Source organism: Microbacterium oxydans (genome assembly GCF_000956405.1).
Classification (GTDB): Bacteria; Actinomycetota; Actinomycetes; order Actinomycetales; family Microbacteriaceae; genus Microbacterium; species Microbacterium oxydans_C.
The window spans coordinates 50,984-75,511 of sequence record NZ_JYIV01000021.1; the positions used below are offsets into that span (position 1 = coordinate 50,984).

The following is a 24,528-nucleotide window of genomic DNA, read 5'->3' on the forward strand; positions in this document are numbered from 1 at the left end:
GATGACCATTCAGCGCCCGTCCCTCGACCGTGCGGCCGAACTCCGTGAGGAACCGGATGTGCTCGTCCGTCTCCGAGACGACCCGACGACGCGCGTGGTCGTGGTCCGTGAGGGCCGCGTCAGAGTCGTCGACTCCGCGTTGGTGCGCGTCGCACCCGATGCCGTCGGGGCGGCCACCTGGGCCCTCCTCGGACGGGATGCCGACGGCACCGTGCTGCTCCTGGCCGCCGCCCCGCCGGAGACCGACGCGCTCGACACGGCTCCGGACGAGATCTGGCTCGGACTCCGCGATCTCGGCGGTCGCATCGACGGGCGGGAATCCGAGCTGCTCATCAGCGCCATCGCGCTCGCCGGATGGCTTCAGGACGCGGCGTTCTGCCCCACGTGCGGTGGAGAGACCGAACTCCGACAGGCAGGCTGGTCCCGACGCTGCCTGGTCTGCGGGCGGCAGCACTTCCCGCGGACCGACCCGGCCGTGATCGTCGCCGTCGAGAGCAGGGACGGCGAACGTCTGCTGCTCGGCGCCAACGCGAACTGGGGCGGTCGGATGTTCTCCTGCTTCGCGGGCTTCACGGAAGCGGGGGAGTCTCTCGAATCGACCGCATACCGCGAGATCGAGGAGGAGTCGGGGGTGCGACTGTCGGCCCTCCGATACGTCTCCTCGCAGCCCTGGCCGTTCCCGCGGTCGCTCATGGTCGGTTTCCGTGCCGTCGTCGACGACGAGTCGACCGCACGCGCCGACGGTGAGGAGATCATCGAGGTCCGCTGGTTCACCCGCGCCGAGATCGGATCCGCGCTCGCCGGAGACGGCCCTGTCGGGCTCCCCGGACCGGCATCTATCGCGCGTGCACTGATCCTCGACTGGTACGAGGACAAGGCGTGAGCGCACTCGATGCCCTCGATGAGCGGCAGCGGGCGGCGGCATCCGTGCTGCGGGGCCCCGTCGTCGTGCTCGCCGGAGCAGGTACGGGCAAGACGCGGGTGATCACCCATCGCATCGCCCACGGCGTGGACACGGGAGCGTACTCGCCGTCGCGCGTCATGGCCGTGACCTTCACGGCGAAGGCGGCTGGTGAGCTCCGTGGACGGCTGCGCGCGCTCGGCGTAGAGGGGGTCGCTGCCCGCACCTTCCACGCGACGGCACTCGCGCAGCTGAACTTCTTCTGGCCCACGCTGGCCGGGTCGCCCGCGCCGTCGATCATCGACAACAAGGTGCGGATGCTCGGACAGGCCGCCGATGCGATCCGCCTCCGGCCCAGCACGGCGACGCTGCGGGACATCGCTTCGGAGATCGAGTGGCGCAAGGTGTCGATGCTCTCGATCGACCAGTACGCCGAGCTCGGTCGGCCGGTCTCCGGGATCGACGCGACACAGCTGGTCGAGCTGATGCGGGGGTACGAGGCGCTCAAGGACGACCGTCGTCAGCTCGACTTCGAAGACGTGCTCCTGGCCTGCGCCGGAATGCTCGAGGCGGAGCCGCGCGTCGCCGCCTCCGTCCACGAGCAGTACCGTCACTTCACGGTCGACGAGTTCCAGGACGTCTCGCCGCTGCAGAACCGTCTGCTCGAGTTGTGGCTCGGCGACCGGCATGACATCTGCGTCGTCGGCGACGCCAGCCAGACGATCTACTCGTTCGCCGGAGCCGAGCAGCGATTCCTCCTCGAGTTCGAGCGGCGTCACCCCGACGCCACGGTCGTGCGGCTGGAGACCAACTACCGCTCGCAGCCGCCGATCCTCACCGCGGCGAATGCGCTGATGCGGGGTCGTCCAGGGGCGCTCGAACTCGTGCCGGCACGCGAGCAGTTCACCGCGGACGCCCCCACGGTGACCGCATACGACACCGAAGGTGAGGAGGCTGCGGGGATCGCCGCGGACGTCTCCGCCCGCATCGAGGCCGGCACCTCTCCCGACGAGATCGCTGTGCTCTATCGCGCTCATGCCCAGTCCGCGGTGCTGCAGCAGGCGCTCGCCGCCGAGGGGATCGCGACCTCGGTCCTCGGCGGGACGAGGTTCTTCTCGATGCCGGAGGTCCGCCAGGCGATCCTCGCCCTTCGTGCGGCCGCCGTCGCTCCGACCGAGCAGGGGTTCCTGCCCGGAGTGGAGCGCGTGCTTCGCGAGCTCGGGCTCACGGAGGAACCGCCCGCGGCCGGGGGAGCGCAGAGGGACGGATGGGAGGCCAGACGTGCGATCCTGCGGCTCGCGGAGGAAGCCGACCCTCAGTCGAACCTGCGCAGCTTCAGCGACGCACTGATGGCGCGGGCGAAGGATCAGCACGAACCGACGATGCGCACGGTCACCCTGTCGACCCTGCACGCGGCGAAGGGCCTGGAGTGGCCGCACGTCTATCTCGCCGGGTGGGCCGAGGGGTCGCTGCCCATCTCCTATGCGACGACCTTCGAGTCCGTCGACGAGGAACGGCGGCTGGCGTACGTGGGTGTCACGCGCGCCGCGCGGACCTTGGCGCTGTCCTGGTCGAGATCAGCGGGACGGGGAGAGCGGGCGCCGTCCCGGTTCCTCGCCGAGATGGGAACCACGGGCCGCGGCACCGGCATTCTTCGTGAAACGTCACCGCGTGCCACGCGAGCGAGCCGTCCGCGCTGACGCGCACCACGCGCCCCGGCTCGGTGCTGTCGGCAGCGAGGAGCACCGCGGCGAGCCGCCCGGCTTCGGCGACCTGCGCGGCCCGGATCGGGCCGGAGTCGCGGCCGATCATCTGCGCATGCAGCAGCGGCCAGGCCGGTTCGAGGTCGCGGGCATGGGCGTCGCGACAGGCCAGGCAGGCCGATGAGCCGGGAACGACGAGCGGACCGACGGTGACCCTGCCCGGCTCGAACGACACCGGCAGGTGCGCGATGTCCTCACGCAGATAGCGTGCGAACTGCAGCGCGGCCGTCGCTCCGTTCACGAGCACGACCGCCACTCCGGATCGCTGACCGATCTCCACCAGCGGGATGCCCTCGTCCGTCAGCGTCTCCCGCATGCGGTATTCGCTGCGTCCGTCCGAGAGCCCGATGCTCTCGACCCAGGCCGGACGGGCGGGCGCGGGGTCGTCGACCAGGAGCGGGTCGAGCCGGGCGAGGAGCATCCGCGCCGCGTCCCGCGGTGCGCCTGCCGCATGGGCGATCACGTCAAAGGAGCCGCGGCGGAATCCGGAGCGCAGTCTGCTGAGCAACGGCTCCACCCAGGCCTCAGCCGTGTCGAAGCGCGGACCGTCGTCGTCGCCGAGCTGCAGGGTGCGCTCGTCGCGCCAGAGCAGCGGCGAGCCGGGGTCCAGGCGGGTGAGGAGCGGGGGAGTCAACGGCATCTCTCCGATTGTGGAGAGGAAGGAGAGGGCGCGGGGCCACATCCACGCATCGGTGGACAACTCCTGCGCATCCGCCGGAAGGGGGAGGAAGGGTGCGGCCGCCCGGCGTCGTGGCATCCCGCACCCCACCGGGCTCAGACCGGTCGGTCTCCCTCCGGCGCCGCGTCGTCGTCTCCGTCCGAGGCCTCAGGGGTCTCCGCCGGCTTGTCCCGAGAGAAGTCGTCGCCGTCGAGCAGGCGCGCGAGCGCCTCGTCGAACTCGTCGGCGACAGGCTGCTCGCCACGCTCGGCGGCCTGCAGTCGAGCCACGAGTCCGCTCGGGTCGTCGATGTCCTCGGCGGTCGGCATGAGGTCGGGGTAGTCCCACAGCGAGTCGCGTCCGCTGATGCCGACGGCGTCCGTCACCGCCTGCCACATGGCGGAGGCCTCGCGCATCCGTCGGGGGCGGAGCTTGAGCCCGACCAGTGCGCCGAGTGCGTCCTCTGCCGGCCCGCCCACGGCACGGCGACGTCGAGCGGCCTCCGCGATGCGAGCGCCGTCCGGCAGGCGGGAGGTCGCCTCGGCGGTCACCACGTCCACCCAGCCGTCGATCGTCGCGATGAGGTTCTCGAGACGGGTCAGAGCCTCTCGCTGCGCCTCGCTCTGCGCGGGAAGGAGCGCGCCGCCCTCGATGGCCGCCCGCAGTTCTTCGGGGTTCGAGGGGTCCAGGCGACTGGCCACGTCTTCCAGCGCGTCCACGTCGACGGTCACTCCGCGCGCGAAGTCGGTGATCTGCGCCATCACGTGCAGGTGCAGCCACTTCGCATGCCGATACAGCCGCGCGTATGCGAGTTCGCGGGTGGCGAGGTACAGCGCGATCTGGTCTTCCGGGATCTCGAGTCCCTCGCCGAAGGCCGTGAGGTTCTGCGGAATGATCGCCGCAGTCCCTGCGGGGAGCACGGGGATGCCCACATCGCCGCCGGAGACCACCTCGAGCGAGAGGTTTCCCAGCACCTGCCCGAACTGCGCGGCGAACACCGAGCCTCCGAGCCCGCGCATCAGCTTCCCCGCTCCCTGCACGACGCCGCGCATGTCCTCCGGTACCTGGGTGTCCAGAGCCGACGTCAGGGCGTCGGCGATGCTGGTCGAGACCGGGTCGGCGATCTCCTTCCACACCGGGAGAGTCTTCTCGACCCACTCGCCCCGTGTCATCGCCGTCGGAGCCTCTGCAAGCTCCGAGATGGTCGTCGCCTCGCCGAGCCACAGGTTCGCGAGCGCGAACGAGTCGGCGAGCGAGGTGCGTGAGCCGTCGGTCACGCCCTGCCCGTCGCGGTTGGCGATGAACAGGGCCTGCCGCAGCGCGTTCTCCCACGGGTCGCCGCCGAAGGCGCCCTGGAGCTGCGACATGATGGTCTGCATCATCGCGGGGTCGAGGGTGAAGCCGTCCATCCCCTCGAATGCGCCCCGGAGCGCTTCGGGGTCGATGTCCCCGCCGCCCTGATTCGAGAGCATCTTCCGCAGGAACTCCTGGAAGTCCTCGGGTGTCGGGTCGTTGTCTGCCATGTCACTCGCCCTCTCAGCAGTTCTGTTGCCGTGGCATCTACGCTAGTCACAGGTTTCTGCGCGCGAACCCGATGCGGGCAGATCGGTGTACGCCGCTCGCGAACGACGGAGGAATGCAGTGGATCGAACGCGGTCTGGGAAGCTCGGGCTCGGAGTCTGGGCGCTGATCGTCGCGCTCCTCGCGCTCGTCCTGCTGACCTTCCTTCCGTCGCCGTACGTGATCCAGCGGCCGGGGCCCGTCTACGACACCCTCGGCACGGCGAAGGGCGCGGACGGCGAGCAGGTGCCGCTCATCAGCGTCGAAGGTGCGGAGACGTTCGAGACCGCTGGAACCCTCGACCTGACGACGGTGCAGGTGGTGGGCAACCGTGAGCGGACTCCGAGCTGGTTCGAGCTCGCTCTGGCCTGGATGGACTCGTCGAAGGCGGTCGTCCCGCTGGACTCGGTGTTCCCGCAGGGGGTGACGACCGAGCAGCGCGATGAGCGCAACGCCACGCTGATGGTCGACTCCCAGCACGAGGCGACGGCGGCAGCGCTGAACGAGCTCGGCTACGACACCGGGGCACAGGTTGTGGTCGTCGACGCCGTCGCGGACTCCCCGGCCGACGGCGTCCTGGAAGCCGACGACGTGATCACCGCGATCGACGGCACGACCCTCACCTCGGCCACACAGCTGAGGGAGGCGATCCAGTCCGCGGCGGGTGCCCCGGTGCAGCTCACCGTGCTGCGAGACGGTGCCGAACAGACCGTCGAGGTCACCCCGGAGGAGCACACCGAGGGGGACAAGACCTCCTGGCTCATCGGCATCACCCTCCGCACCGACTACGACTTCGAGATCGACGTGACGATCCAGCTCGACAACGTCGGAGGGCCGAGCGCCGGCATGATGTTCGCACTCGGCATCATCGACACGCTCACGGAGGGGGAGCTGAACGGCGGTAAGGACATCGCAGGCACGGGAACCATCGATGCGGCCGGCACGGTCGGTCCGATCGGCGGCATCCGGCAGAAGCTCTACGGCGCGAGAGACGCCGGAGCCGAGTACTTCCTCGCGCCGGCGGCCAACTGCGACGAGGTCGTCGGGCACGTGCCGGACGGCCTGCAGGTGATCCGCACGGCGACGCTCGACGAGTCGCTGGCGGCGCTGAAGGTCATCGCCGACGACGGGGACGTCGCGGCGCTGCCGACCTGCGACGTCGCGGGCAGGTGATCGTGGGAGGCCTCGTGACCGTGCCGTGACCGGGATGACAGCCTGCGCACAGTGAGCGATGCCTAGGATGGAGGGGTGACCTCCTCGCCCTCAGCTCCGAATCCGGCCACGCCTCGAACGTCCCGACGTATCCTCGGCATCTCCCTGGTGATCATCGCCGCCTTGATCGCGGTGTTCTTCGTGTTCGCCTCCCTCTACACCGAATACCTCTGGTTCGACCAGGTGGGCTTCACCGGCGTCCTCACGACGCAGTGGATCGCCACGGCGGTGATGTTCGTGGTCGGCTTCCTCGGGATGGCCGTTCCACTGTTCGTCGTCATCCAGCTCGCCTACCGGCTCCGCCCGGTGTACGTCCGGCTGAGCTCGCAGCTGGACCGCTACCAGGAGGTCATCGAGCCCCTTCGCCGCCTGGCGATGTGGGGCATGCCGATCTTCTTCGGTCTCTTCGCCGGTTTCGCCGCCGCGGGGCAGTGGAAGACGGTCTGGCTCTGGATCAACGGCGTGGCGACCTCCGACGTCGACCCCCAGTTCGGCATCGACACCGGCTTCTACATGTTCGCGATGCCGTTCTACTCGATCCTGCTCGCGTTCGTCTCCGCGGTGCTCCTGCTCTCGCTGCTGGTGACCGCACTGGTGTCCTACTTGTACGGCTCGGTGCGCGTCGGCCAAGGCGAACTGCGCATCTCGAAGCCTGCGCGCATCCAGCTCGCGGTGATCGCCGGGCTCTACCTGCTCGTGCAGGCGGCCAGCCTCTGGCTCGACCAGTACAAGACTCTCGTCGAGCGTGACGACCGCATCACGGGTGCGGCGTACACGGGCGTCAACGCCACCATCCCCGGTCTGGCGATCCTCGCCATCATCGCCGCGGTCGTGGCCATCCTCTTCTTCGTCACGGCGGTCATCGGCCGCTGGCGCTTCCCGCTGGCGGCGACCGCGCTGCTCATCGTGGCCTCGCTCGTCGTCGGCATCGGCTACCCCTGGGTGGTCACGACCTTCCAGGTGAAGCCGAACCAGAACGCCTACCAGGCCGAGTACTACCAGCGGAACATCGACGGGACCAAGAAGGCCTACGGGGTCGCAGACCTCGAGACCACTCCCTTCGCCGCCAAGACGGACGCCGAGGCAGGCCAGCTGCGTGCGGACGCCGAGACGACCGCATCCACGCGCATCATGGACCCGAAGGTGATCCCGCCGACGGTGCGTCAGCTCGAGCAGTACCGCGGGTATTACCAGTTCCAGACGACCATGGACGTCGACCGCTACGAGATCGACGGGAAGATGCAGGACACCGTGGTCTCCGTGCGCGACCTCGACATGTCCGGCCTCGGCGACGGTGACAACTGGAACAACCGCGTCGCGGTGTACACGCACGGTTACGGCCTCGTCGCGGCAGCGGGAAACCAGCGCACCACCGATGGTGAGCCGGTGTTCCTCGAGCGCGGCATCCCGACCTCGGGGTTCCTGTCCGATCGTGAGAACTTCGAGCCGCGCGTCTACTTCGGCGAGAACTCGCCCGAGTACTCGATCGTCGGCGCGCCGAAGGGCTCCGAGCCCGCGGAGATCGACTACCCGCGTGGCAAGGACGGCTCCAGCGAGACGAAGACCACGTTCGAGGGTGACGGCGGTCCGAAGATCGGCGACACGTTCACGAAGCTGCTCTATGCGCTGAAGTTCCAGTCCGAGCAGATCCTGTTCTCCAACCTCGTGAACGAGGACTCGCAGATCCTGTACGACCGCGACCCCAAGACGCGCGTCCAGAAGGTCGCACCGTACCTCGAGCTCGACAGCGACCCGTACCCGAGCGTGGTGGACGGGCGCATCGTCTGGATCGTCGACGGCTACACGACCAGCCAGACGTACCCGTACTCCACGAGCGTGAGCCTGTCCGACGCGATCGCGGACTCCAACATCCCGTCGCCGACCCTCGCGATCGACGACATCAACTACATCCGCAACTCGGTGAAGGCGACGGTCGACGCGTACGACGGTTCGGTGACGCTGTACGCGTGGGATGACGAGGACCCGGTGCTGAAGACCTGGCAGAAGGTCTACCCGTCGACGCTGAAGCCGATCAGCGAGATGTCCGGCGAGCTGATGAGCCACGTGCGCTATCCCACCGACCTGTTCAAGGTGCAGCGCGACATCCTCGGCGTCTATCACGTCGACAAGGCCGGATCGTTCGCTCAGCAGGACAACCGCTGGCAGACGCCGAACGACCCGCGCAGCGAGTCGATGCTGCAGCCGCCGTACTACCTGACGATGCAGATGCCGGGACAGGACTCTCCGAGGTTCTCGATGTTCTCGACGTTCATCCCGAACTCGCAGGGCGCGGGAGGAAGCCGTGACGTGCTCATGGGCTACCTCGCCGTGGATTCGGACGCCGGTTCGGAGAAGGGCGTGAAGGCGGAGGGCTACGGCCAGCTGCGCATGCTCGAGATCGACACCGACACCACGGTGCCCGGTCCCGGCCAGGTGCAGAACACGTACAACTCCGACACGTCGGTGGTGCCTCAGCTCAACCTGCTCCAGCAGGGAGAATCCGAGGTCATCTACGGCAACCTGCTGACGCTGCCCGTCGGTGGCGGTCTGCTCTACGTGCAGCCCGTCTACGTGCAGTCGTCCGAGGGAACCCAGCTGCCGCGACTGCAGAAGGTGCTCGTGGCGTTCGGTGACCGCGTCGCCTTCGAGAACACCCTCACCGAGGCACTCGACACGCTGTTCGGCGGTGATTCCGGTGCGACCGGTGGCGACGACACGGTCGAACCCGATCCCAACGCCGAGGTTCCCGACACCGGCGAGGTGCCGACTGAGCCCGCCCAGCCGACGGATGCCCAGGCGGACGCACTGGCGGCCGCTCAGGCGGCCCTGGTCGACCGTGAGACCGCGCTCAAGGCGGGTGACCTCGCGAAGTTCGCCGAGGCCGACGAGCGCCTCACCGCCGCGGTCCAGAAGCTGATCGAGCTGGACTCCGCGGGCAACTGACCTGCGGCGATGATGCAGATGGGCGCTCCCCTCGGGGGCGCCCATCTGCATGTCCGGCCGGGGGCGTCTGGCGCGTGCACCACCGGTGGCGCTCGCGCTGAACCGTCCCGTCGTGCGAGGGTGGAGTCGAACAAGGGAGTTATCCGTGGTCGAGCGAATCGTTGTAGGAGTGCTGGATACGGCGGCGAGTCGACGAGCGCTGGAATGGGCTGCGGGACGCGCGCGGTCCCGCGGGGCGTCACTGCTGCTGGTCTATGTCGTCGGTGGGGCGGTCGGTGCGGTCGGCGAGGGTGCTGTCGTGGAAGCGGCGATCGCCTCGGCCGATGACCTCCTCCAAGCGCACGCGCGGAGTCTGGAGGCTGACGGGTTGACCGTGGATGTGGCGGTGCTCCGGGGGGACCCGGTCCGGCAGCTGGTCTCGATGACTTCCGAAGCCGCACTTCTCGTGATCGGCAGCGACTACCGCAGTGATGACCGTGACAGCCCCCGGCGCGGGGTCCACGGACAGCGCATCGTCGCCGGTGCCGCCTGCCCGGTTGTCGTGATCCCCGATGTCTCGACCGAGGGGCGACGAGGGGTCGTCGTCGGCGTCGATGGGTCGCCGACGTCGGAGGCTGCGGTCGCCTTCGCCGCGGCGGAAGCCGATCGGCTCGGAGAGCCGCTCATCCCCGTTACGGTGTGGACCCCTGTAGCGCTCCCGCGAGGACAGAAGACATACCCGGATCAGTACCTGACCTCGATGCAGGCGCTCTCGGAAGAGGCGCTCGCGCTCGCGGTGGCGGGGCTGCGACAGTCGTACCCTGATCTGGAACTGCGATCTCGGGTGGAACGCGGTTATCCGTCGGTGGTCATCAATCGGTTGGCATCCGCGGCCACCATGACGGTGGTCGGGTCGCACGGTCGTGGTGCGGTCGCGCGTTTCCTGCTCGGCTCGATCAGCCAGGAGGTGGTCGCGGCGCTCGTTGCACCGACTGCGGTCGTACGCTGAGCGAACCGGCGCCCGTCCGCCGGGAACTCGCCGGCTCGGCGCGCGACAGGGAAGTGCAGGGCTGGGCTATGGCGATCGGCCGATCCGAAGGAAAAGGCCCCGAGATCGCAATGATCTCGGGGCCTTACTTGTTGCGGGGACAGGATTTGAACCTGCGAGAATAGCGGTCGCCATCCGTGTGCCGCGGCCGTCGACATGATCGGTTTTACGGCGGCGGTGGTGCCTGCCTTGAATGCGAGATGATTCATGCCCGTAGCCCTGCGGTCATGTGCCAACCGCTCAGGTTCGGTGACGTCGCTGCGTGCACCGTTGCCGCGGGTCCCGACTGGATCGTGGCCTCCGGCGAGTACGTCGCCAGCACATGGCGATCCGTGAGTGGTCTTGCCCACCCGTCGCTCGGCGGGGTCGTGAAAAACTCGTGGTTGGAGGAGCTGCCGATGGGTCAGCTAATGGCACCCGCTTTTCTAGGGTTAGCGCTGACCTCGGCGTTAGGCAGCGTGCAGTCGATGTGCACGTTCGTGCGAGGAGAAGTCGACGGACACTCGAAGCGAAGATCCATCGCTTCGAGGGGGTGGGTCAACCGTGGCAACGCCGCTGCCGTCTGTCATGCAGTGAGCAGTTCCCGCCCCATTGGGGGTGATTGCGATGAGGCAGTCTTGAGACTCGTCCTGGAGCCTTGCCGTCCAGATACGCAGTCCATCGCTCTCCCCGAAATAGACGATCCATTCGGAGTCGTATCTTGTAACGTCGGGTGGCAGGAAAGCTGCGATCGGTTCCGCTGGCGCGAGTCGTGCAGCCCCCCAGCCCACGCCCACGCAGAGAGTCCCGACTGACAGCCCCGCGGCCGCTAGTCGCCGGCGCCAGGATGTCTTATACCATCGCGCGGTTGCCGCTGTGAAGGATTCAGATGGCATCGGGCGGTCATCTGTCGCGGAGCCTGGGCTGAAGCCGAGATCATGCTCATGGCGCGCGCCGTTCTGCAACACCTCGAGGCGAGCAGCATCCTCCTGGCTGGCGGCCGCGGCCCGCCCGCACAGGAGATCCTGAAGCCTTCGCTTTTCGTCATCTGATCGGCGCACGATGTCAGAGTTCATAACCAGCGTGAGACCCGCGCGCAGGTCCGAAAAGTGCCCATAGCGCTTAGACGGCCGTTGAATCGCATTAATAATTGGATTCACTCGACGACCTAATTAGTCTCTTCACTCAAACCGTGCAAGTAATTGGCTGCACTGTATTACCCCGGTGTGGCTTCCTCGCCCACTAGGTGTTGGTCGAAGCATAACCTTTCGCGTCTAGATCCGATGTCCCCTCTTTGGGGGACACGGCTCATATCGGGGTTCGCGGTCGTAGCGCCCACTCCCTGTCCATCACCTCCCGATCGAAGCTATGCTGTGCAGATGATCACGCCTTCCGCAGATAACGAAGTCCGTTCGGGGTCTCTGCCAGCGGCCGCACCCAGGTTCAGTACTGCTGCAAAGGTCGGCGTCGTCCTGGCTCTCATCGCTGTCGTCGTGGGCTGGGTCAATGCCTACGCGATCCCTCTCGCGGCGAGGGCGATGAGTACAGATGTAGCGCTGAACCCGCTGAACGTCTACATATTCAGCATCGTCGCGACAAGCATCGTCGTACTCCTCAACATCGTTGCGCTAGTTCTTGGAATCGTCGCCGCCAGGCACAGGGTTCGACCGCTCATGGCCGGAGCGGCCATTGCGCTTAGTGGGACCGGGCTCTTAGGTATCGCGTTGACGACTGTCGTAAACATTTCGTTTCCTGCGCTAATAGTCTGACCGGTTATTGGAAGTGGTTACTCTTCTTCCTCATCGGGCGTAACGTGGCCCGAACTTGTCGGCAACGAGGCTGACAATTCCAGAAGATTCACGTCTCTGGACAGTGAAGAGGGGAATTTCTCACTGTGAGAAATTCAAGTAAGAAGAGGCTCGGAACGGGCCTCTTGCTGGCATTTATCGTGATGTTGGGAGGGTCGGCATCCGTGTTGGGTGCCTCCGCGGCTTTCGCCGCACCCCCGTCCGGCTGCGATACGAACACCTACTGCACCGGCGCGAGATTCGTTCCGACTGCATCGCCGTACATCATTCGGGTGTACACGTACACGTGCACAGGGTCGTCCCCGGTGCTCACCTCGCGCGCGAAGGTACAGATCGGCACCACTGTCGCCTACGGGGAGAAGTCATTGACCGCTATCGGCCCGAACAGTTACGCGGAGTTGCGCGCGACCGGCACGTACTCAGACTCGGGCTGGTACTGCAAGGCGATCGGTTAGGACATGAGCATGAGAAAGCTACTCGCACACCACAAGACCGCGACCCTCGCAGCCGCCGGCGTCCTCACTTTGAGCGTCGCTCTCGGAGGTGGAATCGCCGCCGCGTCTGCGAACGAGTCCCAGAACGTCCAGGTACCCTCTCAGGACGCTCAGCCAGAGGCGTACGAGGGGGGTCTCCCGGCGCTGTACGACTCCGCGCTGCAGGCGACGGACGCCGATTCGCCCGCTTACGAGATGCTCGAGACGGCGGCCGAAGTGGGAAGCCTCTCGACGTCGGATTACGAGAGAGCCCACGTCATCTACGAGAGCTGCATCCGCGACGCCGGGTTCACGCCGTCGTTCCGCAAGACGGTGACAGGGCTCTACGTCGAGCTTCCCTACACCGATGTCAAGGACGCGGACGCATTGGACGCAGCGGTCGTCGACTGCTCCACCAAGTCCGCCACGGTGGAAGCCCTGTACAAGATTCAAGTGTCCAACCCCGAGGTTGTCCTGGACCAGCGAGTCGTCGCCGTCGACTGCGTCGTCGCTGCAGGGGCGGTCAAGTCTGGCTACTCCGCGGAGCAGTTCGATGCCGATATGAAGCGCGACACGCGTCCGTTCGATGTATCGGACATCGTCGTCAACGACTGCCTCTACGGCGCTGGCTACGCGGTGTTCGACATGACGATCGATTAGGACAGACGCGAACTGACACACGGCGAACGCGCATCCGGCCTATCCGGGTGCGCGTTCGTCACGTAGCCCGCCGCTTGACCAGCATGGCTAGTTTCGTACACGCGAGCGTCGAGCATTCCGACGCGATGCGGAGCGAGCGCTTCTGCAGCTCGTCACGGAAGATCTGAAGGTCTTCCTCGGTGAACACCCACGCGTGGAGGGTGGACTGAGCGCGGTAGGGCGCGAGGGTGCGGATGTTGATCCTGCGGGCGAAAGGCGCCTCATGCGTTCCATCGAACCTTGGCGACAGGACTTGCCGGGGCAGTGGATGAAGAAGCAGCGCTGGACCACCTCGGCCGTGCTGATGTTTCGATCACGAAGCAGTCCTACATCCAGTAGCAGCGCGAGGTCATCGGTGATGGCTCGCTTATCCAAGACCTCTTCGGGCAACCGTCCGAAGACGACGCCGCGTGAGCGGTCCAGAGCATGAACGAAGTAGAACTGTCCGCCTATGCGAGGGCCATCCGCCCCTTCCAGTGAACTGAGGTAGCGATGGGAGGTGACTTCGGGGAGCGGAACTTCGTGGCAGGTCTGCGTCGAGACAGGGCTGAGTGGTTCGACGTGATCCAGCTTGTCCGCACCAACCTTTCCTGGGGAAGGCCGCCCGCTCGCTTGCTGCGAGGATCCGAACTGCCGCTTTGATCTCTAGTGCCGAAGCGAGTACGCCGCACTGTTCGCGATGGAGTATGCGGCGCTCGGTGCCTCAATGACGCAGGCGGTGAAGATGACCCTCGATCTGCACGATGCGTTGGATCGGGAACATCACGTATCGGAAGAGCCTGCTGCTCTCACGGAGCTGCACTTCGCGGCTGTCCACCCTTATCGTGAGCGGATCGTGGCATAACTGTCGAACGAATCTGTCGAGTCGTGCGCGATCCCAAAGGAAAAGGCCCCGAGATCGCGATGATCTCGGGGCCTTACTTGTTGCGGGGACAGGATTTGAACCTGCGACCTCCGGGTTATGAGCCCGGCGAGCTACCGAACTGCTCCACCCCGCGGCACAAGAAGTAACTTATCACGGATTCCGGGCGCGGGCGAATCGAGAGCCCTCCTCGGTGGCACCCCGGGCGTGTCGATGCGAGAGGATGGAGGCATGTCCGACACCGCAGCCGTCCCCGTCGCCGTGTGCCAGTTCGCACCGACCGCATCCCGAGCCGACAACCGCGAGCGGATCGCCGAGCTGACGTCAGCCGCGGCTGCGCGCGGCGCGAAGCTGATCGTGTTCCCGGAGTACTCCAGCTACTTCGTCGACCCGATGGACGAGAGCCTCGCGGCGAACGCGGAGGGCCTCGACGGGGAGTTCGTCTCGATGCTCACGGCGTTGGCGGGGGAGTACGCAGTCGTCATCGTCGCCGGCCTCGCCGAGCGGGCATCCGACGAGCGGCGGGTCCGGAACACCGTCGTCGCGGTGCGTGGCGACGGCATCCAGGCGGTGTACCGCAAGCAGCATCTCTACGACGCCTTCGGGCAGACGGAGTCCGACTGGGTCGAGCCCGGGGAGGTGGGAGACGCCGCGACCTTCGACCTGGGCGGTCTGCGGTTCGGGCTCATGACCTGTTACGACCTTCGATTCCCGGAAGTGGCCCGCTCTCTGGTCGACGCGGAGGCCGACGTCCTGGTCGTGCCGGCGGAGTGGGTCAGGGGTCCGCTCAAGGAGCACCACTGGACGACGTTGCTCGCGGCGCGCGCGATCGAGAACACCGTGTACGTGGTCGCCGCCGACCATCCGACGCCGATCGGGGTCGGACACTCGCAGATCGTCGACCCGCAGGGTGTCGTCCTCGCCGGAGTGGGCACCGGTCCCGGGATGGCGGTCGCTGCCGTGGAGCGGGATGTGATCGAGCGCGTCCGCGTGACCAACCCCTCGCTGCGGGCACGTCGGTATGTCGTCGAGCCCGTGCGGGACTAGCGGCTGGACAGCCCGGCGAGGCGGGTCGCTGCCTCCTCGAGCACCTCGATGCGCTTGCAGGCGGCGAATCGCACCAGACCGGAGTACTCGCTCCTGCGTGCCGGGGAGACGAACGCGGTGAGCGGGATCGCCACGACACCGGCGCGGTCCGGCAGGGCGCGGCAGAATGCTGCAGCGTCCGTCCCGCCCAGTGCGGTCGAGTCAGCGACGGTGAAGTAGCCGCCCTGCGGGGCATGAACGGTGAAGCCCGCTTCACGCAGACCGTCGCCGAGGATCCCGTGCTTGCGCGCGAGAAGGGCCGCGGAGTCCGCGAAGTACGCGTCGTCCAGGCGCAGCCCCACCGCGACGGCAGGTTGGAAGGCGGAGCCGTTCACGTACGTCAGGTACTGCTTCACGGTCAGCACGGCGGTGATGAGGGCGGCGGGCCCGTGCACCCACCCGATCTTCCACCCCGTCGCGGAGAAGGTCTTCCCGGCGGACGAGATTGTGAGCGTGCGGTCGGCGGCTCCGGGGAGTGTCGCGATCGGCGTGTGCGGCGCATGGAAAGCCAGATGCTCGTACACCTCGTCCGTGACGATGATCGCATCGTGCTTCTCCGCGAGCCGAACCACCTCCTCGAGCACGTCACGTCCGAAGACCGTGCCGGTCGGGTTGTGCGGATCGTTGACGAGGATGATCCTGGTGCGGTCGTTCACGGTCGCCGCGAGCCGCTCGAGGTCGGGCTGGAACTCCGGAGCGCGCAGCGGCACCGTGCGGAGGACGGCGCCCGCGAGCGCCACGGCTGCGGCGTACGAGTCGTAGTAGGGCTCGAACACGACGACCTCGTCCTCCGGCCCGTCGATGAGTGCCAGGAGGGTCGCGGTGAGTGCCTCGGTCGCGCCCGCCGTCACGATCACCTCGGTGGCCGGATCGACCGTGAGTCCGTAGAAGCGATGCTGATGCTCGCTGATGGCTTCGAGGAGGTCGGGGATGCCACGCCCGGGCGGATACTGATTGGCTCCGTTCGCGATGGCCGCTCGTGCGGCCTCCAGAACCTCGGACGGGCCGTCCTCGTCGGGGAAGCCCTGGCCCAGATTGATGGCACCGGTTCTGGCCGCTGCCGCCGACATCTCTGCGAAGATGGTGGGCGCGACGGTACCGTCCGCAGCGAGCAGACCTGCACCTGCTGCCGTGCGCCGCCATGCGCCGGGAATGACACTCATGAAGAACAGGCTAAGGCCATAGCTGAAACTCATCCTCGACATAAGGAACGCACAGATACAGGCGTCATTCTGAAATGGTCGTCGAAGGAGCACACACCATGAACGAAGACAACCCCCAGGACCAGTCGGTACCCGCGTCGAACGACGCCGTGCCGTCCACCGAGGCCGCACAGGTCGCCGCTCAGCCGGCGACGGAAGCCGCCGCTGACTCGACCGCGCCTGCCGTCGCGCCGACACCTGTCGCTCCGACACCTGTCGACTCGACGCCTGACGCTCCGGCTGCTGCCGTGCAGGCGCACGGCCATGAGATCCCGTCGTCCTTCGCTTCGCAGGCCCCGGCGGCACCGGTCATCGCCCCGGTCGCGAGCGGCTACGCGGCACCGACCGCCGGCGCGCCAGGAACGGCCAGCGCGCAGGGAGCCGCCTTCGGCCTCCCGACGGCAACGGCATTCACACAGCCCACTCAGCCCCTCGACGGTGGCGCGCTGCACAGCGGCCTCGGTGACGGGACGAAGACCAAGGAGCAGAAGCCACGTGGCGGCGCCAAGTTCGCCGCCTTCATCGTGGCGGCCGCGCTGGTCGGTGGCGTCGCCGGTTTCGGTGGTGGTGCGCTGCTCAACGGCATCCAGGACCGCCCGTCCTCGGGCACAGCCACCGGACCGCAGACCGTGACGGTGAACAACCCCGGGTCCGTCAACGAGACCACCGCCGTCGCCACGGCCGCCCTGCCCTCCGTCGTGACCATCGAGGTCGCCGGCTCCAACCAGGCGGGCAGCGGATCAGGCGTCATCATCAGCGACGACGGCTATGTACTCACCAACACGCACGTCGTCACCCTGGGCGGCGCAGTCGCCGATCCGACGATCCGCGTCACCACATCGGACGGGCGCATCTTCGAGGCGACTGTGGTCGGCACCGACCCGATCTACGACCTCGCCGTGATCAAGTTGAAGGACGCCAAGGGGCTCACTCCGATGGAGTTCGCCGATTCCTCCAAGCTCAATGTCGGAGACACGGCTGTCGCGCTGGGTGCGCCGCTGGGACTCGCCAACTCCGTCACGACCGGCATCGTCAGCGCCCTGAACCGGAGCATCCAGATCGCCTCGTCCGCGCTGCCCGACTCCTCGTCGCAGGATGCCCCGGATCAGCAGCAGACGCCCGACCAGGGGCAGGGCCAGGGACCCTTCCAGTTCGACATCCCCGGCAGCGGTGCGCCGCAGACCTCCGATTCCATCTCGATCGCCGTGATCCAGACGGACGCGGCGATCAACCACGGCAACTCCGGCGGCGCTCTGGTGAACAGCAAGGGCGAGCTGATCGGCATCAACGTGGCGATCGCGAGTTCGGGAAGCTCCGAGGAGTCGGGCTCGATCGGCATCGGATTCGCCATCCCGTCGAACGTCGCCAAGCGCGTCTCTGACGAGATCATCGCCGACGGGGTCGCGACGCACGGTCTGCTGGGCGCCTCCGTGCAGGACGCCTCGAGCGTGCAGGGAGCGACCGTCTCCGGGGCCTACATCGCCAAGGCGAACGAGGGCGGCGCAGCGGCGGCTGCCGGCATCAAGGAGGGTGATGTCGTCACCGAGTTCAACGGCGTCCCGATCACCAGTGCGAGCGATCTCACCGCCCAGGTGCGTGCGGCCGCGGCCGGCAGCGATGCCAAGGTCACGTACGTGCGCGGCGGCAAGGACTACCAGGTCGACGTGAAGCTCGGCGAACTCGCCGGCTGAGCGCGCCTCGCGCACAGAGAAGGACGCCACCCCGCGATAGGCTCGCGGAGTGGCGTCCTTCTCTTTCGGCACCGGCAACGCGGCCAAGCTGCTCCGGATCCCGCTGTATGCCGTCGGACGCATCGGCACGCTCGTGCTGCCGCGCGGACGCCGCTGGGTCTTCGGCTGCGGCGCCGGTGTCGGCGACGGCGCCCTCGCGCTGCAGCGCCACGCGGCTCGGCTCGGTCACGACACGGTGTGGCTCACGTCCTCGGAGCGCGAGGACCGAGACGCCGCGGCACTCGGCATCCGCTTCGTCCGCAAGAACAGCCTGCGCGGATGGTGGACGACCGCGAGGGCCGGTGTGCTCGTCGTGACTCATGGGCTGGGCGACGTGAACCGCTATGCGAACGGCGGCGGGTTCGTCGTGCAGCTCTGGCATGGGATTCCGCTGAAGCGGATCGGACTGGACTCACCGGCCACGACAGAGGTCCCTGCCGTTCCCGGGGCGGCGCTGCTGCGTCGTGCGGTCGGCGTCCTGTACCGGGCGGCAGCCCAGCGCATCCGGGTGCTCCCCGCGGCTTCGCATCGGGCGAGAGGACGCCTGGAGTCCGCGTTCGGTCTCGGTGATGACCGTGTGGTCGTGACGGGGGAGCCGCGTGTCGACGTGCTCTCGGCGGGATCGGCCGACCACGTGCGGTCGAGCGCCTCCGCACTGCTCCGTCGAGTCGCAGGCGACGTCTCCGACACCTCGCGCATCGTCCTGTACGCGCCGACCTGGCGCGACGGGGCCGCCGACCCCGCGGTCCCCACCGGCGAGGAGTGGATCCGCATCCTGCGAGTTCTCGAGGAACACGATGCGGTGCTCTTCGTGCGCTCCCATCCGTTGGGCGAGGGCGGGTATGCGCCGCCGCTTCCGAGCACGCGGGTGCGCGCGCTGGGCTCCGCTCTGCTGGCTGACGTGACCCCTGTGCTGCCCGCGTTCGACGCGCTCATCACCGACTACTCCTCGCTCGCCTACGACGTCGGGCTCCTGCGCATGCCCGTCCTCTTCCTGGCTCCGGACGCGGAGGAGTACGGCCGCACCCGCGGCTTCTACGGCCGATTCGAGGACGTCGCGGGCTCCGATGCATCCTCCGACTGGACGCAGCTGCTGGTGCAGCTCGGCGCGCTGCTCGGCGATGATGACGCGCGTGACGCGGCGTCCGCGCGTTCCGCTACGCTCAGCGCGGAGATGCACGCATATCGGGACGGGCGGAACACCGAGCGTGTGTATCAGGTCATCCGCGCGCGGGGGATACCCGCGCCGAAGGGAGCAGCATGACAACGGCCCGCATCGATGACGCGGCGGAGGCCCTGATCATCGAAGGGACCGGTCAGCGACCGGAAGCGGCTGAGCTGGTGGGTCCGCGAGCGCAGGTCGATGCCGTCCTCTCCGGTGAGGGGGGAACGTGGAAGGCGACTCTCCCGTTGCAGGCATCCCGCTGGGGCGGACCCTCGCTCCCGCTGCCGAACGGATCGTATGAACTGCGCATCCCCGACGTCGATCTCGCTGAGCTCCGTCTCCCGTCCACTGTGCTCACAGGAGTCCGTGTCGCGGTGAACGGCGGCGCCGTCCGTATCGCTGCCCCGATCGACCCGGTCTACGAGACCGTCGAGGGGCGTTCGACTCTGGAGGAGCGCTACGTCGCCCAGACGGGCGGCACCGAGAACGCGGTGTTCTTCGAGAGCTTCTACGGCCGGAGTGTGGGCTGCAACCCGCGGGCCATCGATCGCGAGCTCGCAGCGCGTGCGCCCGAGGTGCGGCGGTACTGGAGCGTCGTCGACCTCTCCGTCGAGGTGCCGGAAGGGGCGATCGCCGTCGTCGAGGGCAGCCCGCAGTGGTGGCACGCACGCGGGGCCGCTCGGCTCCTGGTGGTGAACGACTGGCTGCGGCGACGCTTTGCACGCAAACCCGGGCAGAAGGTGCTCCAGACGTGGCACGGCACTCCGCTCAAGCGGCTGGCCCTGCACCGTCCCGGCTTCGATCCTCGGCGCATGGCGGCCGTCGTGAGGGAGTCGCGGCGCTGGGACGTTCTGCTTGCCCAGAACACCTACTCGGAACGCATCCTCCGCAAGGCCTACGCCTTCTTCGGGCGCCCGATCTGGGTCGAAGGGTACCCGCGGAACGACGCGCTGGTCACCGGTGATGCCGTTGCGGTGCGCGTGTCGTTGGGCATCGGAGCGGACGAGCGCGTCCTCCTCTACGCGCCGACCTGGAGGGACGACCGCGCGGAGATGGTCGACTTCGTCGATGCCGAGGTGCTGGCACGTGAGGCCGACGCCGTGGTTCTCGTCCGCGGGCACTCGCGCACCTTGGAGCAGGGGCGGGACCGCGCAGGGGCACGGGTGATCGACGTGACCGGATACCCCGAGACCGCACGGCTGCTGCTCGCCGCCGACGCCCTGATCACCGACTACTCCTCGGTCATGTTCGACTTCAGCGTGACCGGAAAGCCCATGTACTTCCTGGTTCCCGACATCGATCACTACCGCGGACAGCTGCGCGGCTTCTACTTCGATCTCGCAGAGAGGGCGCCGGGACCGCTCGTGCGCTCTCAGGCAGAGCTCATCGCCGCTCTCGCCGACTCGGAGCACGAGGCCGCCTACGCGGAGCGATACTCCGCCTGGCGCACGCAGTTCAACTCCCGGGACGACGGTCACGCCGCCCAGCGCGTGGTCGACCGGATCCTCGACCTGGGGTTCGTCACGCGCTGACCCCGAAACCTGGCTCCGTCAGGGGAGCGGCGTGTTGCGAGTGCCGAGTCGAGACGCATCGACGGTGTCACGGGCGCCGCGCAGCACTCCGCCGAGGAAGCCCAGTCCCCAGGAGATGTGCATCGTGGGCAGCACCAGGATCGTCCACAGTCTTTGGCGCACCCCGCCGCCGCCCGGTGCGAGTGCGACTCCGAGGACGAGAAGAAGGTACAGCGCGAGCGGCCCGTAGAGGAGGATCGACGCGACCAGGGACACTGCTCCGGTGAGAACTCCGGCCACCTGCAGCACCCCGACCACGATGGCGAGGGCGACGACCACGACGAGCGCGGGCGGAGCGAAGTAGCGGATTCCGTTGCTCCGGCCGAACCGGCGCACGAGCTCGCCCCGCCAGGCGCCGGTCGCCCGGAACTGCCGAGCCAGACGCGACCAGCTCTCCCGAGGCCAGTAGGTCACGGAGAGCGTGGGGTCGAACCACACGCGGTGCCCGGCCTGACGGATCCTCAGGTTCAGTTCCCAGTCCTCTCCCCGTCGGATCGTCTCGTCGAACAGTCCGACCTCGTCGAGCACGTCGCGTCGCATCACGCCCAGGTAGGCCGACTCCGCCTCGCCCTCCTGCGCGCTGCCGTGGTAGGCGCCGCCGCCGAGTCCGACCGGCGAGTTGTAGAGCCGCGCGACCGCCTTCTGGAACGGGGTGCGCCCTTCGGCGTGCATCACCCCGCCGACGTTCGCCGACCCCGTGCGCTCCAGGGTCTCCATCGCGCGGGCGGCGTAGCCGGAGGACAGCTCGGAGTGCGCGTCGACGCGCACGATGATGTCGTAGCGGCTCGCGCGGATCGCCGCGTTCAACCCCACCGGGATGTGGGCGGCGGGGTTGTCGACCAACCGGATCCGGTCGTCTGCGTCGGCGAGCCGCCGCGCGATCTCGGTCGTGCCGTCCGTCGAAGGTCCCAGCGCGAGCACGAGCTCGGTCGGCGCATCGACGTCCTGTGCGAGCACCGATGCGACCGCATGCTCGAGGTATGCGCGTTCGTTCAGCACCGGCATCACGAAGGACACCCCGGACAGGGGGGCGGGGATCTCGGCTGCGGGCACATGACGATCATGGCACGACACCCACGGAGGTTCCCTGATGAGGGCCGGGCGCCTCGTTCCGCGGTCCCTTCGGTGACCCGTGCGCGTCCGGCGGAGGCGAACAGGACGAACTATCCTGGAGGGATGGGTGCACTGTCTGACGCGAAGAAGGCATACCGACTGCTGAAGCGGGCGCTCACATCCCGCTCTGCGGTGCAACGCGTGCGACGCCACCTCGCGGAGCGGGAGCCGCTTCCCGCCGATCGCTTCAAGGTGGCGGTCTACTTCGCCGACGGCGCCGTGAACATGTACCAGATGCGCCAGTGGTACCGGCCGCTCGAGGAGCTCTCGAAGCGTTGGCCCGTCGTCGTGCTCGCCCGGCAGGCGACCGGGGCCGAGAAGCTGCTCGAAGAGGACTCGCCGCCGGTGGCCTTCGTGCCGACCGTGCGCGATCTGGAGCGCTTCATCGCGACGCAGGACATCCGTGTGGTGCTCTACGTGAACCAGAACACCCGCAACTTCCAGATGTTCCGCTACGGGCGGCGCTGGCATGTGTTCATCAACCACGGCGAGTCCGACAAGATGTACATGACGACGAACCAGTACAAGGCCTACGACTACGCCTTCGTCGCCGGGCAGGCGGCGCGAGACCGGCTCTCCCGCACACTGTGGGACTACGACGTCGACCGTCGCACTATCGAGATCGGTCGTCCGCAGGCGGACCACTACTCCGGGACTCTTCCGTATACGCCGGACGAGCGGACCGTCGTGCTGTATGCGCCCACGTGGGAGGGCGATCGTCCCAGCGCGCACTACGGCTCCATCGCTTCGCACGGCGAGACTCTCGTCACCCGTCTGCTGGCGACCGGCGCTCACCGCGTGATCTACCGGCCCCACCCCCGAAGCGGTGTCGTCGATGAGGAGTACGGTGCAGCGCATCGGCGCATCGTGTCAGCGATCGAGGCGGCGAACGCCGCGGATGCATCTGCCCACCACGTCTACGACTCCGCCCCGGAGCTCGGCTGGCAGCTCTCGGCGGCGGACGTCGCCATCGTCGACATCTCCGCCATGGTCTATGACCGGCTCGCCGCGGGGAAGCCGCTCATGATCACCAGACCGGTCGACGACCAGGCCTCGATCGATATGCAGGGCTACCTGGCGGATTGCGAGTGGCTCACCGTCGAGGGGGCCGGCGATGTCGTTGCGGAGGTCGAACGGGTACGGGCGGATGACGCCGCGATCGCCCGACTGCAGATGTGGGTGCAGCACTACTTCGGCGACACCACGCAGGGCGTGGCGACGGCGAAGTTCCATGCCGCGGTCGAACGCCTCATGCAGGAGTGGGACGACTGGCATGCCCGCGAAGTCGGGAGCGTCCGGGACGACGAGGACGATGACGACGAAGAAGCCGACGACGAGGACGCCTGAGCATGCGGTTCCCGATGTCGAGTGCGATCGTTCCCCGCTTCGTGGCGGTCGAGCACACCGGCTCGACGAATGCCGACCTCCGAGCGCATGCGGCTGAGGTCGAGGAGTGGCCGCACCTGTCGACTCTGGTGACCCGCGATCAGCGAGCCGGACGCGGCCGTCTCGATCGCACCTGGATCGCTCCGGCCGGATCGGCGCTCGCCGTCTCGGTGCTCTTGCGGACACTCCCGACGGAATCTGCGGCGCGTGGATGGATTCCGCTCGCGGCCGGCGCCGCGATGGCGGAGGCGATCACCACGCAACTCCCGGGCCACGACGTCGCCGTGAAGTGGCCCAACGATGTGCTCGTCGACGGGCGCAAGATCTGCGGCATCCTGGCAGAGGCGACAGCGGACGCTGTGGTGGTCGGCGCAGGGGTCAACACCGCCATGTCGCGGGAACAGCTCCCGCTGCCTACCGCGACATCCTTCGCTGCGTTGGGCGCTGACGTGGACGAGGACCGCTTGCTGTCGGTGTACCTTCGGACGCTCGACGAGTATCTCGTCGCGCTGACCGCTTCCGAGGACGCGGTCGCGAGCGGTCTGCACGGTGCCGTCTCCGCCCGATGCGCGACCCTCGGACAGCGTGTGCGGGTATCGTTGCCCGCCGGCGCGACGCTCGAGGGGACGGCATCGGCGATCGACGCGGAAGGCCGCCTTCTCGTCGAAGCGGAGGGCCGTGAGCACGCGGTCTCAGCCGGGGACGTCGTACACGTGAGGCCGGCCGGAAACTGACACGCCGCCGCACAGACGGCTTTGTCGCAGATCACAGGCACAATGGTGGGGTGACCCAGCCTGTGACGCTCGGTGGGCGGCCCCTGATGCCGCCGCCCGGTACGCCTTCGGAGGAGCTGCTGATCGCGCGCTTCCGAAGCCACGCACGGCGCCTCTTCTGGTCGGCCGTCGTGCTCATCGCGGCGTTCGGGGCGACCGGCTACTTCTACGGCAACCTGCCGGCGGGCTTCGAGGACTGGATGCTTCTCGCAGCCGCCGGGGCGGTGGTGCTCTTCGCTGTCGTGCTGCCGTTCGTGGTCTGGTATTCCCGGACCACGACCGTCACGACGCGGCGGGTCATCGCTCGACAGGGCATAGGCGCACGTCGACGTCATGAGATGTCGCATGCGCGCGGGTACACGATCGCTGTGCGCCGTGGCCCGCTGCAGCGGCTGTGGGGGTCGGGAACCATCGTCCTGTCGAACGGCGTGGATGCCCCGCTCCGCCTGCCCAACGTCCCCAACGTGACCCTCGTGCACGAGACGCTCGCCGACCAGGTCGAGGTGGGGCAGATCCTCGCCCATCGCGACGCGCAGGCCGTCGGCGACTGAACCGCCTCGTCCTCTCCGCAACCTGTCGTGCACGTCCCGATCGGTGCGCGAGAATGGGAATGACGA

The 24,528-nt window shown here is 67.8% G+C and carries 17 protein-coding genes and 1 tRNA gene; 14 read left to right on the forward strand and 4 right to left on the reverse strand.

Annotated features, from left to right (window positions below):
- Window position 1 precedes the first annotated feature (1 nt).
- Together nudC and RN51_RS05775 are read left to right on the forward strand one after the other, a co-directional pair.
- Window positions 2-883 carry an NAD(+) diphosphatase gene (nudC, locus tag RN51_RS05770; RefSeq protein ID WP_045263103.1) on the forward strand — a complete coding sequence of 294 codons (882 nt, stop codon included), beginning with the start codon at window positions 2-4 and terminating at the stop codon, window positions 881-883.
- The gene (locus tag RN51_RS05775) at window positions 880-2,601 is read left to right on the forward strand and encodes an ATP-dependent helicase (RefSeq protein WP_045263104.1); all 1,722 of its coding nucleotides are present in this window, start codon (window positions 880-882) and stop codon (window positions 2,599-2,601) included. Before nudC ends, RN51_RS05775 begins: the two co-directional genes overlap by 4 nt.
- Window positions 2,602-3,438: 837 nt before the next feature.
- Here RN51_RS05775 and RN51_RS05785 read toward each other — a convergent pair.
- Entirely contained in the window at window positions 3,439-4,845 is a 1,407-nt protein-coding gene (locus RN51_RS05785; RefSeq protein ID WP_045263106.1) for a zinc-dependent metalloprotease, read from the reverse strand.
- A 118-nt stretch (window positions 4,846-4,963) separates the two neighbouring features.
- On the opposite strand from RN51_RS05785, the gene RN51_RS05790 reads away from it, so the two are divergent.
- The 5 genes from RN51_RS05790 (at window position 4,964) to RN51_RS05810 (ending at window position 12,984) form a co-directional block, all read left to right on the forward strand.
- Entirely contained in the window at window positions 4,964-6,055 is a 1,092-nt protein-coding gene (locus RN51_RS05790) for a PDZ domain-containing protein (protein WP_082066461.1), read from the forward strand.
- 75 nt (window positions 6,056-6,130) lie between these two features.
- On the forward strand, window positions 6,131-9,037 hold the full coding sequence (locus RN51_RS05795; RefSeq protein ID WP_045263108.1) for a UPF0182 family protein: 2,907 nt from the start codon (window positions 6,131-6,133) through the stop codon (window positions 9,035-9,037).
- A 145-nt stretch (window positions 9,038-9,182) separates the two neighbouring features.
- Window positions 9,183-10,025: a universal stress protein gene (locus RN51_RS05800; RefSeq protein WP_045263109.1), complete on the forward strand. Its 843-nt coding sequence runs from the start codon at window positions 9,183-9,185 to the stop codon at window positions 10,023-10,025.
- A 1,397-nt stretch (window positions 10,026-11,422) separates the two neighbouring features.
- Complete coding sequence (locus RN51_RS05805; protein WP_156149107.1) at window positions 11,423-11,812, forward strand: hypothetical protein; 390 nt, start codon at window positions 11,423-11,425, stop codon at window positions 11,810-11,812.
- Window positions 11,813-12,315: 503 nt separating this feature from the next.
- The gene (locus RN51_RS05810; protein WP_045263111.1) at window positions 12,316-12,984 is read left to right on the forward strand and encodes a hypothetical protein; all 669 of its coding nucleotides are present in this window, start codon (window positions 12,316-12,318) and stop codon (window positions 12,982-12,984) included.
- Window positions 12,985-13,947: 963 nt separating this feature from the next.
- On the opposite strand, the gene RN51_RS05815 is transcribed toward RN51_RS05810, so the two are convergent.
- Window positions 13,948-14,021 (reverse strand) — tRNA-Met (locus RN51_RS05815).
- Between the two features lie 95 nt (window positions 14,022-14,116).
- Here RN51_RS05815 and RN51_RS05820 point away from each other — a divergent pair.
- Complete coding sequence (locus RN51_RS05820; RefSeq protein WP_045263112.1) at window positions 14,117-14,932, forward strand: carbon-nitrogen hydrolase family protein; 816 nt, start codon at window positions 14,117-14,119, stop codon at window positions 14,930-14,932.
- Here RN51_RS05820 and RN51_RS05825 read toward each other — a convergent pair.
- Window positions 14,929-16,134, reverse strand: coding sequence for an aminotransferase class I/II-fold pyridoxal phosphate-dependent enzyme (locus RN51_RS05825; protein WP_045263113.1), 1,206 nt, complete (start codon window positions 16,132-16,134; stop codon window positions 14,929-14,931). The genes RN51_RS05820 and RN51_RS05825 overlap by 4 nt on opposite strands.
- Window positions 16,135-16,232: 98 nt before the next feature.
- On the opposite strand from RN51_RS05825, the gene RN51_RS05830 reads away from it, so the two are divergent.
- From RN51_RS05830 to RN51_RS05840, 3 genes are read left to right on the forward strand one after another with little or no spacing between them, the layout of a single operon-like run.
- Window positions 16,233-17,864 (forward strand): S1C family serine protease, encoded by a 1,632-nt coding sequence (locus RN51_RS05830; protein WP_045263171.1) that lies wholly within the window; start codon window positions 16,233-16,235, stop codon window positions 17,862-17,864.
- A 49-nt stretch (window positions 17,865-17,913) separates the two neighbouring features.
- On the forward strand, window positions 17,914-19,167 hold the full coding sequence (locus RN51_RS05835) for a CDP-glycerol glycerophosphotransferase family protein (RefSeq protein ID WP_045263114.1): 1,254 nt from the start codon (window positions 17,914-17,916) through the stop codon (window positions 19,165-19,167).
- Window positions 19,164-20,600 carry a CDP-glycerol glycerophosphotransferase family protein gene (locus RN51_RS05840; RefSeq protein ID WP_045263115.1) on the forward strand — a complete coding sequence of 479 codons (1,437 nt, stop codon included), beginning with the start codon at window positions 19,164-19,166 and terminating at the stop codon, window positions 20,598-20,600. Before RN51_RS05835 ends, RN51_RS05840 begins: the two co-directional genes overlap by 4 nt.
- A gap of 18 nt (window positions 20,601-20,618) precedes the next feature.
- Here RN51_RS05840 and RN51_RS05845 read toward each other — a convergent pair whose 3' ends face one another.
- Window positions 20,619-21,644: a glycosyltransferase family 2 protein gene (locus RN51_RS05845; RefSeq protein WP_045263172.1), complete on the reverse strand. Its 1,026-nt coding sequence runs from the start codon at window positions 21,642-21,644 to the stop codon at window positions 20,619-20,621.
- Window positions 21,645-21,815: 171 nt separating this feature from the next.
- On the opposite strand from RN51_RS05845, the gene RN51_RS05850 reads away from it, so the two are divergent.
- The 3 genes from RN51_RS05850 to RN51_RS05860 all read left to right on the forward strand — a co-directional run bounded on the left by RN51_RS05850 (window position 21,816) and on the right by RN51_RS05860 (window position 24,462).
- On the forward strand, window positions 21,816-23,099 hold the full coding sequence (locus RN51_RS05850; RefSeq protein WP_045263116.1) for a CDP-glycerol glycerophosphotransferase family protein: 1,284 nt from the start codon (window positions 21,816-21,818) through the stop codon (window positions 23,097-23,099).
- Between the two features lie 2 nt (window positions 23,100-23,101).
- Window positions 23,102-23,872: a biotin--[acetyl-CoA-carboxylase] ligase gene (locus RN51_RS05855; protein ID WP_156149109.1), complete on the forward strand. Its 771-nt coding sequence runs from the start codon at window positions 23,102-23,104 to the stop codon at window positions 23,870-23,872.
- Between the two features lie 86 nt (window positions 23,873-23,958).
- Entirely contained in the window at window positions 23,959-24,462 is a 504-nt protein-coding gene (locus tag RN51_RS05860; RefSeq protein WP_045263118.1) for a PH domain-containing protein, read from the forward strand.
- Window positions 24,463-24,528: the final 66 nt, after the last annotated feature.